14 protein-coding genes are annotated in these 17,066 nt (G+C 71.1%); 4 read left to right on the top strand and 10 right to left on the bottom strand.

All coding sequences use genetic code 11. From position 1 onward, the window contains the following. Positions 1 to 37: 37 nt before the first annotated feature. From AB0G50_RS12215 to AB0G50_RS12205, 3 genes are read left to right on the top strand one after another with little or no spacing between them, the layout of a single operon-like run. The gene (locus AB0G50_RS12215; protein ID WP_360105921.1) at positions 38 to 277 is read left to right on the top strand and encodes a glutaredoxin family protein; all 240 of its coding nucleotides are present in this window, start codon (positions 38 to 40) and stop codon (positions 275 to 277) included. Further along, positions 278 to 865 (top strand): hypothetical protein, encoded by a 588-nt coding sequence (locus AB0G50_RS12210; RefSeq protein ID WP_360105918.1) that lies wholly within the window; start codon positions 278 to 280, stop codon positions 863 to 865. It begins immediately after the preceding gene. A 60-nt stretch (positions 866 to 925) separates the two neighbouring features. Beyond that, entirely contained in the window at positions 926 to 1,405 is a 480-nt protein-coding gene (locus tag AB0G50_RS12205) for a hypothetical protein (protein WP_360105915.1), read from the top strand. A 102-nt stretch (positions 1,406 to 1,507) separates the two neighbouring features. Here AB0G50_RS12205 and AB0G50_RS12200 read toward each other — a convergent pair whose 3' ends face one another. From AB0G50_RS12200 to dnaE, 3 genes are all read right to left on the bottom strand, one after another. After that, positions 1,508 to 2,776: an adenosylmethionine--8-amino-7-oxononanoate transaminase gene (locus AB0G50_RS12200; RefSeq protein WP_360105912.1), complete on the bottom strand. Its 1,269-nt coding sequence runs from the start codon at positions 2,774 to 2,776 to the stop codon at positions 1,508 to 1,510. Further along, entirely contained in the window at positions 2,763 to 3,992 is a 1,230-nt protein-coding gene (locus AB0G50_RS12195) for a cytochrome P450 (RefSeq protein WP_360105910.1), read from the bottom strand. Before AB0G50_RS12195 ends, AB0G50_RS12200 begins: the two co-directional genes overlap by 14 nt. Before the next feature lie 115 nt (positions 3,993 to 4,107). After that, positions 4,108 to 7,641 carry a DNA polymerase III subunit alpha gene (dnaE, locus tag AB0G50_RS12190; protein WP_360105907.1) on the bottom strand — a complete coding sequence of 1,178 codons (3,534 nt, stop codon included), beginning with the start codon at positions 7,639 to 7,641 and terminating at the stop codon, positions 4,108 to 4,110. 152 nt (positions 7,642 to 7,793) lie between these two features. Here dnaE and AB0G50_RS12185 point away from each other — a divergent pair, with 152 nt between their 5' ends. Further along, on the top strand, positions 7,794 to 8,741 hold the full coding sequence (locus AB0G50_RS12185; protein ID WP_360105904.1) for an AsnC family protein: 948 nt from the start codon (positions 7,794 to 7,796) through the stop codon (positions 8,739 to 8,741). Positions 8,742 to 8,810: 69 nt separating this feature from the next. On the opposite strand, the gene AB0G50_RS12180 is transcribed toward AB0G50_RS12185, so the two are convergent. From AB0G50_RS12180 to AB0G50_RS12150, 7 genes are all read right to left on the bottom strand, one after another. Beyond that, on the bottom strand, positions 8,811 to 9,671 hold the full coding sequence (locus AB0G50_RS12180; protein ID WP_360105901.1) for a tachylectin-related carbohydrate-binding protein: 861 nt from the start codon (positions 9,669 to 9,671) through the stop codon (positions 8,811 to 8,813). Between the two features lie 16 nt (positions 9,672 to 9,687). Further along, the gene (locus AB0G50_RS12175; protein ID WP_360105898.1) at positions 9,688 to 11,061 is read right to left on the bottom strand and encodes a hypothetical protein; all 1,374 of its coding nucleotides are present in this window, start codon (positions 11,059 to 11,061) and stop codon (positions 9,688 to 9,690) included. A gap of 27 nt (positions 11,062 to 11,088) precedes the next feature. Further along, positions 11,089 to 12,216 carry a YncE family protein gene (locus tag AB0G50_RS12170; protein WP_360105895.1) on the bottom strand — a complete coding sequence of 376 codons (1,128 nt, stop codon included), beginning with the start codon at positions 12,214 to 12,216 and terminating at the stop codon, positions 11,089 to 11,091. 607 nt (positions 12,217 to 12,823) lie between these two features. Continuing rightward, a complete protein-coding gene (locus AB0G50_RS12165; protein WP_360105892.1) occupies positions 12,824 to 14,038 on the bottom strand; it encodes a multidrug effflux MFS transporter in 1,215 nt (404 codons plus the stop codon). Between the two features lie 168 nt (positions 14,039 to 14,206). After that, the gene (locus AB0G50_RS12160) at positions 14,207 to 15,091 is read right to left on the bottom strand and encodes an RluA family pseudouridine synthase (protein WP_360106161.1); all 885 of its coding nucleotides are present in this window, start codon (positions 15,089 to 15,091) and stop codon (positions 14,207 to 14,209) included. Between the two features lie 41 nt (positions 15,092 to 15,132). Further along, positions 15,133 to 15,714: a signal peptidase II gene (lspA, locus tag AB0G50_RS12155; RefSeq protein ID WP_360105889.1), complete on the bottom strand. Its 582-nt coding sequence runs from the start codon at positions 15,712 to 15,714 to the stop codon at positions 15,133 to 15,135. A 22-nt stretch (positions 15,715 to 15,736) separates the two neighbouring features. Further along, complete coding sequence (locus AB0G50_RS12150) at positions 15,737 to 17,053, bottom strand: aminotransferase class V-fold PLP-dependent enzyme (RefSeq protein ID WP_360105886.1); 1,317 nt, start codon at positions 17,051 to 17,053, stop codon at positions 15,737 to 15,739. Between the last annotated feature and the right edge of the window lie 13 nt (positions 17,054 to 17,066).

The following is a 17,066-nucleotide window of genomic DNA, read 5'->3' as shown; positions in this document are numbered from 1 at the left end:
GGAGCGTGGCCGCAGGCGGCGTTCTAGAGTCACCGACATGGGTGAGACCACGGTTTACGGTGCGAACTGGTGCGGCGACTGCCGTCGGGCCAAGGCGTGGCTGCGGGAGAACGAAGTGCCCTTCCTCGACGTGGACGTCGAGCACGACGAGGTCGCGCGGGACCGCGCGGTGGAGATCGCGGGCGGCCGCCGGAACATCCCGGTCGTCGTGCTGCCCAACGGCGACGTGCTGGTGGAGCCGACGAACGCCGAACTCGCCGCCGCGCTGGGGGCGTGAGTGCCGAAGAACACCCGCCGCGGTCGGCAGAAGCGCGCCGACGCGGTGTCGACGCCACCCGAGCCGAAGAACTGGTTCGCCCGCCGCTCGGGCGGTCAGCGGTCGCTGCTGGTCACCGGCGGCGTGCTCGGCGCGCTGCTCGCGCACTACCTGTGGTGGGTCTACGCGGTGCCCGCGGTCGGTGAGGTGGTCGGCTCGGTGCCGGTGGTGTCCACGGTCGTGGGCTGGGCGTACGGCGGCGGCGCGATCATGGCGGTCGGCGTCGCGCTGATCAACCACGAGTCCGCGCGCGCCAAGCCGGTGATGCAGGTCGCGCTGGCGTGGTCGGTGCTCGCGCTGCTCTGCCTGCCCTTCGGGTGGGCCAACGACGTGTCGCTGCCGACCGACTACTGGGCGGGCGTGTTCGCGGGCGCGTGGGGCGTGCTGGCGACACCGCTCGCGGCGGCGGTCGCGGCGCTGCTCTGGTGGCTCGTGACGAAGGTGTTCCTCAAGCGCGAGGTGGAGGCGACCGAGGTCGCCATGGGTTGGCTCGCGGTGGCCTACTCGTTCCTGCTGCTGGTGTGGGGCTCGACGCTGCTCCGGTTCTGACCCCGATTACGCCCTCCCGGCGCCGGCGCTCCGGTCGGCACCGCTGGGATTCTGGATCACGTGCGGGTGCAGCGGACGCGGAGCGGGGTGTGGTGGTGGGCACCGCCGGCGGTGGTCGGCGGGCACTGGCTGATGTGGCACGCCGTGCTGCCGGCCGCGGGCGCGGTGGTCGGGTCGACGCCGTTCGCCACCGCGGCGGGCTGGGCGTTCGCGGGCGGCGGGTTCGTGGTGCTGGGCGTGCTGCTCGCGTCCGGCCGGGCGCGGCGCGGGTCGGCGGTGGCGTGCGCGGTGGTGATGGCGCTGTGCGCGCCCTTCGGCTGGGTGGACGACGTGCCGCTGCCCGCCGACTTCCGGGCCGGCGTGTTCGCGGGCGCGTGGGGCGTGGTGTTCAGCCCGGTGGCGGCGGGCGCGGCGGCCGTGTGGTGGTCGATCGCGGCCGGCGTCCTGCGCCGCGACCCGCGACCGACCCCGTTCGGCGTCGGACTGGCGAGCGCCCTGTACGGCGCGGTCTGGCTGTACGCCGCGCTCGTCCTCTTCTGAGCAGGGCGAACGCACGAGCCCGCCGCAGGCCGCACCCGCCCGCGACCCGGCGGACCCGAGCCCCCTCGGCGCGCCGGCCCACGATCCCGCGGCGGGTCGTCCCTAACCCCGTCGGGCGTGCGAGGCCCGCGCCGCCGCGGCCACGGCCGCCGCGATCGTCGCCACGTCCTCGTCCGTGCTGACGTAGGGCGGCATCGTGTAGACCAGGTCGCGGAACGGGCGCAGCCACACGCCGTGCTCGACCGCGGCGGCCGTGGCGGCGGCCATGTCCACCGAGTGGTCGAGCTGCACCACGCCGATCGCGCCGAGCACCCGCACGTCGCCCGGCGCGTCCGCGAGCCCCGCCTTCAGCCCGGCCTCGATCCGCGCCACGTCGGCCCGCCAATCGCCCGCCAGCAACAGGTTCGTGGACGCCAGCGCGACCGCCGACGCCAGCGGGTTGCCCATGAACGTGGGCCCGTGCGCGAGCACCGGCACGTCGCCGCGGGAGATGCCGTCCGCGACCCGGGGCGTGCACAGCGCCGCCGCCATCGACAGGTAGCCGCCGGTCAACGCCTTGCCCAGGCACAGGATGTCCGGTGTCACGTTCGCGTGGTCGGCGGCGAACAGCTCGCCGGTGCGGCCGAAGCCGGTGGCGATCTCGTCGAAGATCAGCAGCACGTCGTGCGCCAGCGTCAGCTCGCGCAGCACGTGCAGGTAGCGCGGGTCGTGGAAGCGCATGCCGCCCGCGCCCTGCACCACCGGCTCCACGATCACCGCGGCCAACTCGTCCGCGTGCCGCTCGACGAGATCCGCCAGCTCCTGCACGTAGTCGGTGTCCAGGTCGCGCGGCGGCGCGGAGGCGAACACCTGCTCCGGCAGCACACCGCGCCACAGCGCGTGCATGCCGCCCTCCGGGTCGCACACCGACATCGGCTGGAACGTGTCGCCGTGGTACCCGCCGCGCCACGTCAGCAGCCGGCGCTTGGCCGGCCGGTCGTTCGACCGCCAGTACTGCACCGCCATCTTCACCGCGACCTCGACCGACACCGAGCCCGAGTCGCACAGGAACACGTGCTCGAGGCCGGCCGGCGTGATCTCGACCAGCTTCGCGCTCAGCGCCACCGCCGGTTCGTGGGTCAAGCCGCCGAACATCACGTGGCTCATCCGGCCGAGCTGGTCGCGCACCGCCGCGTCGAGCACCGGGTGCCGGTAGCCGTGGATCGCGGCCCACCACGACGACATGCCGTCGACCAGTTCGCGACCGTCGTCCAGCCGCAGCCGGACTCCCTCGGCCGCGCTCACCACGAGCGGGTCGAGGGTGCCCGGCATCGGGCCGTACGGGTGCCAGACGTGCGCCCGGTCCAGCTTCAGCAGCTCATCGTGCTCCACGGGGAACGAGGCTAACCGGCAGCGTGTAGAGCCCTCGCATCAGCGTGCTCTCCCGCCACCGCAACGTCTCCGGCTCGGCGGCCAGCTCGACGTCGAACCGGTCCAGCAGCGCGCCGACGGCGATCTCGCCCTCGATCCGGGCCAGCGGCGCGCCGAGGCAGTAGTGGATGCCGTGCCCGAACGCGAGGTGCCCGCCGGTGGGCCGGGTGATGTCGAACGAGTCCGCGTCCGGGAACCGCGACTCGTCCCGGTTCGCCGACATCAGCGACACCAGTACCAGCTCGCCGGCCGGGATCACCACGTCGCCCGCGCGCACGTCCTCGGTGGTGTAGCGGAACGTGGCCTGGTTGACCGGGCCCTCGTAGCGCAGGAACTCCTCGACCGCGCCGGGCAGCAACGACCGGTCCGCGCGCAACCTCGCCAGCTGCTCGGGGTGCCGCAGCAGGTTGTACACCCCGCTCGCGATCAGGTTGACCGTCGTCTCGTGGCCCGCGACCAGCAGCAGGAACGCCATCGACATCAGCTCGACGTGGTTGAGCGAGTCGCCGCCCTCGCTGGCGTGCACCAGCTCGGAGAAGAAGTCGTCACCCGGGTCGTCCCGCTTGGACTGCACCAGGGCGGACAGGTACTCGGCCATCGCCGTGCCCGCCTCCTGGATCGACATCGGGTCGTTGCCGACGCCGACCAGCACGTTCGACCAGAGCCGGAAGTCGTCGCGCTTGTCGTCCGGCACGCCGAGCATCTCGCAGATCACCGTGATGGGCAGCGGGAACGCGAGCAGGTCGAGCAGGTCCACCTCCGACGGTTCCCGCACCGACGCCAGCAGCTCGTCGGTGATCTGCTGCACGCGCGGCCGAAGCTGCTCGACCCGGCGCGGCGTGAACGCCTTGGTGACGAGCTTGCGCAGCCGGGTGTGGTCGGGCGGGTCGCTGTTGAGCATGTGCTGCACCAGCGACTGGTCGAACACGTCCCGCGCCCGGGTGCCGACGTAGTGCCGGTCGAACAGCGGGGCGAACCCGCCGAACTCCTTGCTGAGCCTGGGGTCCGCCAGCAGTTGCCGCGCCTCGTCGTACCGCGTCACGAGCCACACCTTCACCGAGCGCGGCAGCACGACCTCCGTCGCGGCGGCGTCGGCGCGCAACCGGGCGTGGAAGGTGTGCGGGTCCTCGAAGTACTCCTCGCCGAGCCACTCGTGCTCGGCGACCTTCTCCCCCATGGGAGCCCCTCCTCGTTTGAGTTAACCCTGTTCACTCAAACGACCCGAGGTCCCCTCGAGATCCCGCCACCCCGCCACGTCACTCGATCGGCCTACCCAACGGCACCCGAACCGGTCATCCCAGACAACCCGGGCCCAGCAACGCCTTCAGGTCGCCCATCAACGACGGCGTCGGCTGCACCCGCAGCGCGTCGTCCAGCTTCAGCACCGTGTTGCGCGAGGCGTTGATGATCAGGTTCAGGTGCACCTCGGTGGTGCCGGGGTGCGCGGCCAGCACCTCCTTGAGCGAGGTCACCAGCTTCGGGTCGCACCGCGACGCGTTCACCTTGAGCCGCAACGCCTGCGCGCCCAGCTCGGACAGGTCCGGCACCACCAGGTCGTTGGCGATCAGCGAGATCCGGTCCTCGCGCTTGGCCACCCGCGCCTTCACCAGCACGATCGCGTCCTCGGCCACCGACATCCCGTGCACCATGTAGGACTTGGGGAAGAACAGCACCTCGATGCCACCGGCCAGGTCCTCCAGCTGCGCCGACGCCCACGGCTCGCCGTTCTTGTTGACCCGCCGGGTGACCGAGGCGAGGATGCCGCCCAGCGTCACCTGCGTGCCGTCCGGGACGTCGCCCTCCAGGATCCGCGCGATCGAGGCGTCCGAGTAGGACTCCAGCACCTGCTCGACGCCGTTGAGCGGGTGACCCGACACGTACAGGCCGAGCATCTCCCGCTCCAGCGTCAACTGGTGCTTGGGCTCCCAGTACTCGTCCGGGATCTTCACGTCGAACACGCTGCCCACGCCGTCGTCGCCACCGCCGTCGCCGAACAGGTCGAACTGGCCGCGCGCCTCCTCCTTCTTGGTCAGCATGACCGCGTCCACCGCCTCGACGTGCACCATGTGCAGGCCCTTGCGCGGGTGGCCGAGCGAGTCGAAGGCGCCGGCCTTGATCAGCGATTCCACGACCTTCTTGTTGCACACCGTCGCGTCGACCTTGCGCAGGAAGTCGGAGAAGTCCGCGAACTTCCCCTTCTCCTTGCGCGCCTTGATGATCCCCTCGACCACGTTCGCGCCGACGTTGCGGATCGCGCCCAGGCCGAACCGGATGTCGTCGCCGACCGCGACGAACTCGCGCTCCGACTCGTTGACGTCCGGCGGCAGCACGGTGATGCCCATCCGCCGGCACTCGGCGAGGTAGATCGCCGACTTGTCCTTGTTGTCGGAGTTGGTGGTCAGCAGCGCGGCCATGTACTCGCCGGGGTAGTTCGCCTTGAGGAACGCGGTCCAGTACGCGATCAGGCCGTAGGCGGCGGAGTGCGCCTTGTTGAACGCGTAGTCGGCGAAGGGGACCAGGATGTCCCACAGGGTCTTGATCGCCTCGTCGGTGTAACCCTGGTCGAGCATGCCCTGCCGGAAACCCTCGAACTCCTTGTCCAGGATCTCCTTCTTCTTCTTGCCCATCGCGCGGCGCAGCAGGTCCGCCTGTGCCAGCGAGTAGCCGGCCACCTTCCGCGCGATCGCCATCACCTGCTCCTGGTACACGATCAACCCGTAGGTCGTGTCCAGGATCTCGGCGAGCGACTCCTCGAGCTCCTTGTGGATCGGCACGATCTCCTGCTGCCTGTTCTTGCGCAGCGCGTAGTTCGTGTGCGAGTTCGCGCCCATCGGGCCCGGCCGGTACAGCGCGATGACCGCCGAGACGTCCTCGAAGTTGTCCGGTCGCATCAGCCGCAGCAGGTCGCGCAGCGCGCCGCCGTCGAGCTGGAACACGCCCAGCGTGTCGCCGCGACCCAGCAGGTCGTAGGTCTTCTTGTCCTCCAGCCCGATGTCGTCCAGGTGGAGGTTCCCCTTGCCGTTCAACGCGATGTTCTTGAGCGCGTCGTCGATCGTGGTCAGGTTGGACAACCCGAGGAAGTCCATCTTCAACAGCCCGAGCGTCTCGCACGTCGGGTAGTCGAACTGGGTGATGATCGAGCCGTCCTGCGGCCGCATCCACACCGGGATGTGGTCCATCAGCGGTTCCGCGGACATGATCACCGCGCAGGCGTGCACGCCCGCGTTGCGGATCAGGCCCTCGAGGCCCCGGCCGGTGTCGATGATCTCCTTGACCTGCGGGTCGGTCTCGTACAGCGCCCGCACCTCGGCCGCCTCGGAGTACCGCTTGTGCTGCGGGTCGAACACGCCCGCGAGCGGGATGTCCTTGCCCATCACGGCGGGCGGCATGGCCTTGGAGATGCGGTCCGCGACCGCGTAGCCCGGCTGCCCGTAGAGCACCCGCGCGGAGTCCTTGATCGCCGCCTTCGCCTTGATCGTGCCGAACGTGATGACCTGGGCGACCTTGTCCGCGCCCCACTTCTCGGTCACGTACCGGATCACGTCGCCGCGCCGGCGCTCGTCGAAGTCGATGTCGATGTCGGGCGGGCTGACCCGGTCCGGGTTGAGGAACCGCTCGAAGATCAGGCCGTGCGCCAACGGGTCCAGGTCGGTGATGCCCATCGCGTACGCGATCAGCGCGCCCGCCGCGGAGCCCCGGCCCGGACCGACCCGGATGCCGTTCTCCTTGGCCCAGTTGATGAAGTCGGCCACCACCAGGAAGTAGGACGGGAAGCCCATCTGGAGGATGACGCCGATCTCGAACTCCACCTGCTTCTCGTGGACCTCGTCCACCCCGCCCGGGAACCGGCGGCGCATGCCCGCCCAGACCTCCTCGCGGAAGTACTCGGACTCGGTCGTGCCGTCGGGCACCGGGTAGCGCGGCATCAGGTTCTGGAACGCGAACATGCCGGTGGTGTCGACCTTCTCGGCCACCAGCAGCGTGTTGCGGCAACCCTCCTGCCACGCGTCCGAGGAGTCGATCGCGCGCATCTCGTCGGGCGACTTGAGGTAGTAGCCCGACCCGTCGAACTTGAACCGGCTCGGGTCCTGGAGGGTTTTGCCGGTTTGCACGCACAGCAGCGCGTCGTGCGCGTCGCGGTCCTCGGCGTAGGTGTAGTGGCTGTCGTTGGTCACCACGAACGGGATGGCGAGCTTGCGCGCGATGTCCACCAGGCCGCCGCGCACCCGGCTCTCGATCTCGATGCCGTGGTCCATCAGCTCCACGAAGAAGTTGTCCGCGCCGTAGATGTCGCGCCACTTCGCGGCGGCCTCGAGGGCTTCCTTCTCGTGCCCGAGCCGCAACCGCGTCTGCACCTCGCCGGACGGGCAGCCGGTGGTCGCCATGAGCCCCGACGCGTGCTCCGCGATCAGCTCGGCGTCCATCCGCGCCCACTTGCCGAGCTGGCCCTCGGTCGAGGCCCGGCTGGAGATCTTCATCAGGTTGTGCAGGCCCTCGGCGGTGCGCGCCCAGATCGTCTGGTGGGTGTACGCGCCGGAGGCGGAGACGTCGTCGGACTTCTGGCCGGGGTCGCCCCACAGCACGCGCTTCTTGTTGAACCTCGACTCGGGCGCCAGGTAGGCCTCGATGCCGACCACCGGCTTGATCCCGGCGGCGGTGGCCTGCCGGTAGAAGTCGTACGCGCCGTACATGTTGCCGTGGTCGGTGATCGCGGCGGCGGGCATGCCCAGCCGCTCGCACTCGGCGAACATGTCCTTCAGCTTCGCCGCGCCGTCGAGCATCGAGTACTCGGTGTGCACGTGGAGGTGCACAAACGAGTCGGACACCCTAGCCCCCCGGAGGTTCGCAGTACGCCCGGGTCGCCGCCCACGGGCCAGATCCAGCGAGCCTATAGCGCCCGCGATCGATACCAAACAGGGACTCGCCGACCGTCGGGGTGTCGACACGGCACCCCCTTCCGGCGGGTAGCGTTCAAGACGTGGTCGCGCCGGATCCCGTCGATGCCCGCCTGCTCGCGCTGCTCGCCGAGACGGGTCGCGCCGCCGTGCACGAACTGGCCGCCCGGCTGGGCATGGACCCCCGCGAGGCGGCCACCCGGCTGATCACCCTGTCCGGCAGCGGGCTGCCGCTGCTGGTCGGCGTGGAGTGCGACCCCAACGGCATCCGCAAGGCCCTCGCGAACAGCGTCGCCTGGGGCAACTACGCGGGCCCGACCGGCGGTCCGGGCGCGGGCGTCGGCGGTGGCCTCGGCGGCGGTGTCGCCGGCGTCCGGGGCACCCCCAGCGGCGCCTACCAGCCCGGGCCCGGCACCGTCCGCGGCACGCCCAGCGGCGGCTACCCCGGGTACCCCGGCCCGCCGTCCCAGCCGTTCCCCGCGCAGCAGCCGCACCCGCCGCACCCCTCCGGCCCGGTGCCCGTGCCGCCGGTGCCCGAGCCGATGAGCACCTGGGGTCCCCCGCAGTCCGCCGGCTGGGCGCGCGGCGACGCGCCGTCCGGACCGAGGCCGCGCACCGGCAAGATCGGCAGCACCCTGGAGACCGAGGGCCTGGAGGGCGCCCGGTTCACCATCCAGCTGGTCGAGGTCGTGGACCCGGCCGACTTCCTCTTCACCGCGGCCGGCTACAAACTGGCCGACGGCGAGCGCGCGGTGGTCGTGCACACCGAACTGGCCAACAACGGCGGCGTGACGTTCAACGCGCTGCCCGACATGTACCTGGTGCTGATGACCTCGGCCGGCGAGACGATCGCCAAGGCGCCGGTGTCGCTGTCCTCCCGGCCGCCGCACAAGATCGGCGTGCAGCCGGGCGAGACGGCCGGCGGCCACACGGTGTACGTGCTGCCGGAGAACACCGTCGTCACCTCGGTGCGCTGGAGCGCCCGGCCCGAGACCGACCTGAACACCCTCGTCTGGACCGTGGACGACTGACCGCACCCCCGCACGCGAAGAGGCCCGCCGCGAACGACTCGCGACGGGCCTCTTGCGCTTACCGGGGTACTACGGCAGCTTCACCGCGTTGATCCGCGCGAGCGCGGCGCCACCGTCGTTCGGGCCGAGGCTGCTGAACGCCGTGGCCGGGTTCGAGCGGGTCGTGGTGTTGGACGACACGATCACGTCCTGCTCGCTGCCCCAGCCGGAGCCGATCGTGGTGCCGGCGGTCAGCTTGCTGGTGCTGGTGTTCCACTTGTAGTGCAGCAGCGTGCCGCTCGCGTTCACCACGTAGATCACGTCGCCGCCGGACGAGCTGAAGTTCTTGAAGTTCGTCCAGCCGGTCGACATCGACGTCGTCGGCTTCTGGAACGTCGGCGTGGCCGGCGTCGTCCAGTCGTCGATGTACCAGCGGTGCAGCACGCCGGCGGTGGTGCGCAGGTAGAGCACGCCCCGGCCGGCGCCGATGATCGCGTTGTAGGTCGAACCGAGGCCGGTCGCCAGCGTCGCGCCGAGGATCGTCCAGTTCTTCGCCATCACGTCGAAGTACCACGCCCGCAGCCGGCCGTCGGTCTCCAGCGTGTAGATGACGCCGTCCTCGTCGACGGTGATCTTGTACTTCGTGGTGGCCGCGATGTAGTTCCACCCCTGGCCGATGACCTGGTACACGCCGGACGCGTACGGGTCCCACGACGAGCCGTTGAAGTGCAGCAGCCGCAGCTCACCACCGGTGGTGATGCTGTAGAAGTAGCCGCTGGGCCCGGCGAGCACGCGGCCCTGCCAGCCGTTGCCGATCTGCTTGGACGAGCCCCACGTGAAGCTGCCGCCGGCCGGGTCGTTGTGCTCGTACTGCCACAGCTGACCGTTGGTGTGGACCGGGTACACCGGCGTCACGCCGTACGGCGCCACAAGGTTTCCTGGTGCGGGCATGTTCTCTCCGGTCCCCTCAGGCCTGGTTGATCAGCGCGGCGGCGGCGTCGACGATCGCCTGCTCGGTGCTCGGACCGCCCGGCGTGGTGATGCTGTCGCCGTCGAGCTTCAAGGGCGCGGCCCACGCGTAGAACGTGGTCCAGGTGCCCGCGCCGGAGACGTTCGGGTCGTCGGTCCACCCGCCCTCGTAGCCGAAGTGCTTCGTCTCGCCCGCGCGGATCGTGGTGTCGCCGCCGACGTAGCCGCCGATCTCGTTCGAGTAGCCCATGACCCAGGTCTTGGTGCCGGTCAGCGCCTTGATCCGGGTTTCGTACACGCTCAGCACCTCGTGCGCGAGCGCCACGATGTTGAGCCCGCCGAACTTCCACACCTCGATCGGCATGAAGAAGTACCGCTGCACGCCCGCGCCCGCGATCTGGTCGACCATGACCTTCGCGTGCCGGTAGTCGTAGCTCTCCGGCGGGTTGGCGGCCATCCGCGCGGTGTACTTGTTGCGCAGCTCGATGATCGCGGCCGGGTTGCCCAGGTCGCGGTTGAGCGGCAGCAGCAGGTCGTTGTACCGGGTCGAGATCGGGCCGGTGACCGGGGTGAACGTGCCGTTGTTGACGATGTCCACGACCTTGTTGGCCAACCGCTGGCCCAGCGTGTTCACCTGCGACGCCTGGTGCGGGTCCTCCGGGTCCTGGTCGCCCGCGGCGCCCTGGAAGAAGAACACGTTGGTGCCGATGCCCAGCGCCGACCCGATGGCCTCGGCGGCGAAACCGCAGTAGTCGCTGTCGAACACGTCGTCGTTGCCGCGCGACACGGCGTGGCAGCCGTAGCCGTAGAGCAGCGCGAACAGCGAGTTGTTCGAGGTCCGGCGCGCGGTGAGCACCTGCACCTCGGTCAGCACGGTCGGCAGCTCGGCCCGGTTGTAGCCGATCGTCACCGAGCCGGTGGCGTAGCCGAGGTTCACCGGGGTGGTGGCGTCGGACAGGGTGTTCTGCACCAGCGCGACGAGCTGGTTGATGAACACGGTGGTGGTCTGACCGATCGCGCTGATGTCGGCCGCGTTCAGCGACATCATGACGTACGGGTGCGGCGAGTTCACGCCGATCATCGGCCCCGAGTGGGTGTGGCTGCACGTGATCAGGAAGTTCCCGTTCACGTTGCCGACCAGGGGCAGCACGGCGGCGCGGATCTGCTGGTGGATCTCGCGGGCGATGCTGACGACGTCGATCCGCAGCATGGCCTTCTTGGTGCCGCTGCCGTCGTCGAACACCACGCACGACGCCTTGAGGCGCCGGGCGACCGTGCCGTGGTTGCCGCGCTGCGCGCCGCCGTAGCCGCCCATCCACAAGCTCGGGTAGGTCGGGTAGGTGGGGGTGTAGTCGAGGGTCCTGACCGCCATCGACAAGGGCATTGTGGCGTCCTTCTCTCAGTTCGTTCCGACGAACGCCACGCAGGTGGGCGTGGCGTTCCCGGGGGACGCCAGCTCGCCGGTGGTTGCCGTGGTCTCGGTGTTCACCGCGGTGGTGGTGCCGTCCACGGGGTCGACGGCGACGACCTTGGTGCCGGCGATCGCGAGGTCGCCGTGCGCCTTCTTGTTGCCCTTGGACTGCAACACGCGGCCATTCTGCGTGTTCACCACGGCCAGCGCAGCCGGTGTCGTCGGCCCGGTGTAGAGGCTGACGTACGCGAGCGCGCCCGACGGCGCGACCACGAGGCCACCGGGACGGCCCGCGAGCACGGCGGTCGAGGTGACCTTGCCGGTCGCCACGTCGGCCGTCACGAGCTCCTGCTGACCCGCGATGAAGACCCGCTGACCCTTGGGGTCGGTGGTCACCTTCAGCGCCGGGCGGGTGGTCTTGATGGTGCCGACCACCTGATTGGTCTTGGTGTCGACCACGGTGACGCCCTTGGCCCGCTCGTCGGCGACGAAGAGCTTCGCGCCGTCGGGGGTGATGGCGATGTCCCGGGGCTGGTAGCCCGCCTGGACCCGGGTCTTGACCTGGCCGTCGGCGGTCGACACGACCGCCACGTAGCCGCGCGAGCCGCCGCCCGCGCCGACCGCGACGTACGCGGTGGCGCCGTCGGGGCTCAGGACGACCGAGTTCGCGAATCCCCCCACGGGAATCGTGCCGTCCACCTTCGCGCCACCCACGTTCACCACGGTCAGGCCCGGGTTGAACTGGGTCGCGACGTACGCGACCTTGCCGTCGGCGCTGCCGACGAGGCCGTTGGGCTGACTGCTCAGGGGAACACCCACCGGAGCGGCCAGATCGGCGGTCGTCACCTGGAGGAGGCCGGTGCCACCGTCCACGACGTTGCCGATCAGAAGCCGTTCCCCCCCTGCCTTGCCGGCCGGCTGGGACGGGGTGGTGGTCTGCGCGAACGCGGGCACCCCCGAAATCCCGACGGCCGCCGCTCCACCCAGGGTCGCTGCCAGCAGCGTCCGCCGGGTGATCGGTCGGTGTTCTCTTGCCATGCCGCACTCTCCACGGTCGATGTCCGTGGTTGCTCGATCGGTGCAACCTTCCGGAGTGTTATCACCGTCCGTTATCACCTTGTCGTGTGTAATCAATTCGATACACAACTAGGCCCAGAGTGAACCGACCGTGACGAGTTCAGTGCACAGCTGAACTATTCGGTAGGACATTGTCACCCATCCAAACGACATTTCCGCTGGGACGCCAGTCACACTGAGCTGCGAAAACACCGTCACGACAGATCATTCCCACCCCGCCCGACCGCACAACGTAACCGCGCGCGCCCCACCGCCGGTCCGCAGTTGTAGGGGGTCACTTCCGGGCCGCCCGACACCCCCGCGCCAATGCCCGCACCACCCCGCACCGGCACCGCGCCACTCGACCGGACTACCCCCTCCGCCACACCGCGCAGAGCCGACCGCAGCACGCCCGCTGCGGTATCCGCACCAGGAGCCGTACCGCCACCCTGGTGTCGCGGCATCCGGAAAACGACGGGCGACAACCGGGTAGCCGTGCCCTACCAACGCCACCGCGACATCTCGAACCGGGCCGCGCCCACACCGGGAAGGGCCGAGTCCGGCCACAGACGCGCCGGTCCCGCCGAGCAGGACTCGGCCTGGTCGGGACAGAGTGGGCCGAGCCGTCCCGGACGGCCTGGTCCGGCTCGGAAGTCGGGCCGGTGGGTCAGGGGACCGGGACCTCCTCCGGCTCGTGTGCCGTGATGCCCGCGTCGCCCCGGGTCAGGACGGCGAACGACAGCAGGGCCACCGCCGTCGCGGCCGCCATCACGGCGGTCATCGGGAGCACGCTCGCCGAACCCGCCGCGCCCACCAGTGGCGCCAGCAGACCGCCCGTGACGAACTGGGTCACGCCCAGCACCGACGACGCGCTGCCCGCCGCCTCCGGGTGGCGGGACATGGCCAGGGTCGCCGCGTTCGGCAGCAGCAGGCCCACGCTCGCCGTCACCACGAACAGCGGCGGCAGGAAGTAGGGCAGGCCGCCACCGGCCAGGCCTACCGCCAGCAGACCCAGGCCACCCGCCACGGCCGCCACCAGCCCGATCCGCAGCAGGCCGCGCGGCATGATCCTGCCCGTCAGCCAGGTGTTCACCGCCCCCGACAGGAAGATCGCCGCCGAGTTCGCCCCGAACACCAGGCTGAACTGCTGCGGCGTCAACCCGAACACGCCCTGGAGCACGAACGACGCCCCCGCCACGTACCCGAACAGCGACCCCAGCGCGAACGCCGACGCCAGCGCGTACCCCAGGAACACCCGGTCCGCGAGCAGCCCGCGGAACACCCGCAGCGTCCCCGGCACGTTCGCCGGCCGCCGCCGCTCGGCGGGCAGCGTCTCCGGCAGCCACGCCGCCAGCGCGACCAGCAGCAGCACCCCGAACACCGCCAGCACCACGAACGTGCCCCGCCACGACGCGAACCGCAGCACCTGGCCGCCCAGCACCGGCGCCACGATCGGCCCCATCCCGTTCACCAGCATCAGCAACGACATGAACCGCGCCATCGCCAACCCGGAGAACAGGTCGCGCGCCACCGCCATCGCGATCACGAACCCGGACGCCACGCCCAGGCCCTGCGCCAACCGCAGCCCGGACAGCGCGAGCACCGACGGCGCGAACGCGCACACCAGCGACACCACCACGTAGCCCGCGATGCCGATCAGCAGGGGTTTTCGCCGCCCCCACGAGTCCGACAGCGGACCGACCACCAGCTGCCCGACCGCCATCCCCACGATGAACGTCGTCAGCGACAGCTGCACCTCCGACTCCCCCGCGCCGAACTCGGCCGCGATGGCCGGGAACGCGGGCAGGTAGGCGTCGACGGACAGCGGCCCCAGGCAGCACAGCACGCCCAGGAGCCCGATCAGACCGGCACGGCTCCGCACTTCATCCCCCGATGACCCTCCGCCGGCCGCCGGACTGGCGAACCGGGCGTGAGCCGGGGCGGTCGGCGCGGTCGTCGGGACCGGGACACGCGAGGTCGGCTCACGTGGATCACGGTAGCGAGGGGGTACGACAATCCCGGAACGGAATTCGCCGCGGGCGGACGGTGCTCAGCCCTCGGCGCGCAGCAGTTCCAACGCCTGGGACAGGTCGGCCGGGTACTCGCTGGTGAACTCGACCCACTGGCCGTCCGCCGGGTGGTGGAACCCCAGCGTGCGGGCGTGCAGCCACTGCCGCGTCACGCCGAGCCGCTTGGCCAGCACCGGGTCGGCGCCGTAGGTCAGGTCGCCGACGCACGGGTGCCGCAACGCCGAGAAGTGCACCCGGATCTGGTGCGTCCGCCCGGTTTCCAGGTGCACGTCGAGCAGCGACGCGGCCCGGAACGCCTCGACCACCTCGTAGTGGGTGATGCTCGGCTTGCCGTTGGCCATCACGGCGAACTTGTAGTCGTGCTTGGGGTGCCGGTCGATGGGCGCGTCGATGGTGCCCTTGATCGGGTCCGGGTGACCCTGCACGAGCGCGTGGTAGAGCTTGTGGACCGTGCGCTCCTTGAACGCGTGCTTCAACGCGGAGTAGGCGCTCTCGCTCTTGGCCACCACCATCACGCCGGTCGTGCCGACGTCCAGCCGGTGCACGACGCCCTGCCGCTCGGCCGCGCCGGAGGTGGAGATCCGCTTGCCCGCCGCCGCGAGCCCGCCGACGACCGTGGGACCGGTCCAGCCGGGGCTCGGGTGCACCGCCACGCCCACCGGCTTGTCGACCACGATCACGTCGTCGTCCTCGAACAGCACCTCGAGGCCCTCCACCGGCACGGCCTGCACCTGCACCGGCCGCTCGGGCTCGGGCAGCGTGACCTCCAGGACGGAGCCCGCGATCAGCCGGTCCGACTTGCCCGCGGGCCGGCCGTCCAGCACGACGTCACCCGAATCGGTGAGCGCGGCGACGACCGTGCGGGACAACCCGAGGAGTTTCGCCAGTCCGGCGTCGACGCGCATCCCGTCGAGTCCGTCGGGCACGGGCAGCGTCCGGTAGCCGCTCACGCCTGGTTCTCCGCCTTGTCCTGGTCCGCCGTGCCCGAGTCGCTCTTCTTGACGATCTTGGTGCCGTCGTAGTCCCGCTGGCGCAGCGCCATCAGCACGATCAGCGCGCCGCCGACGCAGATCGCCGAGTCGGCGAGGTTGAACACCGGGAAGAACGTGCCGTACGGCTCGACCACCGACACGATGTCGACCACGTGCCCGCGCAGCGGACCCGGGCCGCGGAACAGCCGGTCCACCAGGTTGCCCAGCGCGCCGCCGAGCACCAGGCCGAGCCCGACCGCCCAGCCGACCGACCGCAGCTTGCGCGCGATCCACAGGATGAACCCGACGACGCCGAACGCGATCAGCGCCAGGATCACCGTCCAGCCCTCGGCCAGCCCGAACGCGGCACCGGAGTTGCGGATCAGCGACAGGTAGACCAGACCGCCGAACAGCTCCACCGGCGGCTTGTTCTCCAGGTCGGCCACCGCCAGCACCTTGGTCAGGATGTCCAGCGCCAGCACCACCGGCGCGATGACCGCCAGCAGCAGCACGCGGCGTTTGGGCTGCGGTTCGGTGGTGGTCGGCTCTGTGCTCACCGAACCATTGTCCAACACGCGCTCAGTGCAGGAACGGCGGGAGTGCGCGGTCGTCCTCCAGCGGCGCCCAGCGACCGTCCTGGATCGCGTAGCGCCACTTCGGACCCTCGGCCACGAGCGACCGCAGCGCCGCGACGAACCGGTCCACGTGCTCCGCGGTCGAGCCCAGCCCGAGCGAGGCCCGCAGCGCGCGCTGCCCGTCGGTGAGCCGGTTCACCGCCACGTGGGCGCAGAACGCGCCGTCGCGCACCCCGATGCCGTGCTCGGCGGACAGCGCCGCGGCGAGGAACCCGGCGTCCTGACCGGTCACCACGAAGCTGACCACGCCCACCCGGTCGTGCTCGGGGCCGAACAGCGACAGCTCGTGCGCGCCCGGGACGGTGGCGAGCCCGGCGCGCAGCCGGCCCAGCAGCTCGCGCTCGTGCGCCTCGGTCTGCTCCCAGTGCCTGCCCAGCACCTCGCACGCGACCGCGAGGGCGTGCACGCCGACCACGTTGGGCGACCCGGCCTCGTGCCGCTCGGGCACCGCCGACCACGCCACGCCCAGCCGGTCGCCGTGGTCGGTGACCCGCGCCGTGGCGCCGCCGCCGACCAGGTACGGGTCGGCGGCCTGGAGCCAGTCGGACCGCCCGACCAGCACGCCCGCGCCCAGCGGCGCGTAGATCTTGTGCCCGGAGAACGCGACGTAGTCCACGTCCAGCGCCTTCACGTCGATCGGCCGGTGCGGCGCGAGCTGCGCGGCGTCCAGCGCGATCCGCGCGCCGTGCCGACGGGCGACCGCGGCCAGCTCGGCGACCGGCCACACCTCGCCGGTCACGTTGGACGCGCCGCTGAGCACCACCAGCCGCGGCCCGACCGGCGTCCGCGACAGCGCCGCGTCCAGCACGCCGGCGGCCCGCGAGGCGTCGGCGGGGGTTTCGATCCGGTGCACGTTCGGCCCGCGCCACGGCAGCAGCGCGGCGTGGTGCTCGGTGTCGAACAGCACCACGGAGGTGTGCCGGGGCAGGCTGCGGGCCAGCAGGTTCAGCGCGTCGGTGGTGTTGCGGGTGAACACGACCGCGTCGCTCTGCCGGGCGCCGAGGAACTTGCGCACCGACGCCCGCGCCTGCTCGTAGACCTTGGTCGACACCTGCGAGGCGAAGCCCGCGCCCCGGTGCACGCTGGCGTACCAGGGCAGCAGCTCGTCGACGGCGTCGCGCACCTGCTCCAGACACGGCGCGCTGGCCGCGTGGTCGAGGTTGGCGTACTGCACCCGCGCGCCGCCGACGACGGGCACCCGCAGCGCGGAGCCGACGACGCGGGGCAGAGCGGCGATGGAACCGGGAACGGCGACGGTCATGACAAAACCCTCC

This window comes from Actinosynnema sp. NPDC020468 (assembly GCF_040642015.1).
Classification (GTDB): domain Bacteria; phylum Actinomycetota; class Actinomycetes; order Mycobacteriales; family Pseudonocardiaceae; genus Actinosynnema.
Note: the sequence above shows the minus strand (reverse complement) of the source record. Positions and strands in the feature narration are given on the sequence as shown.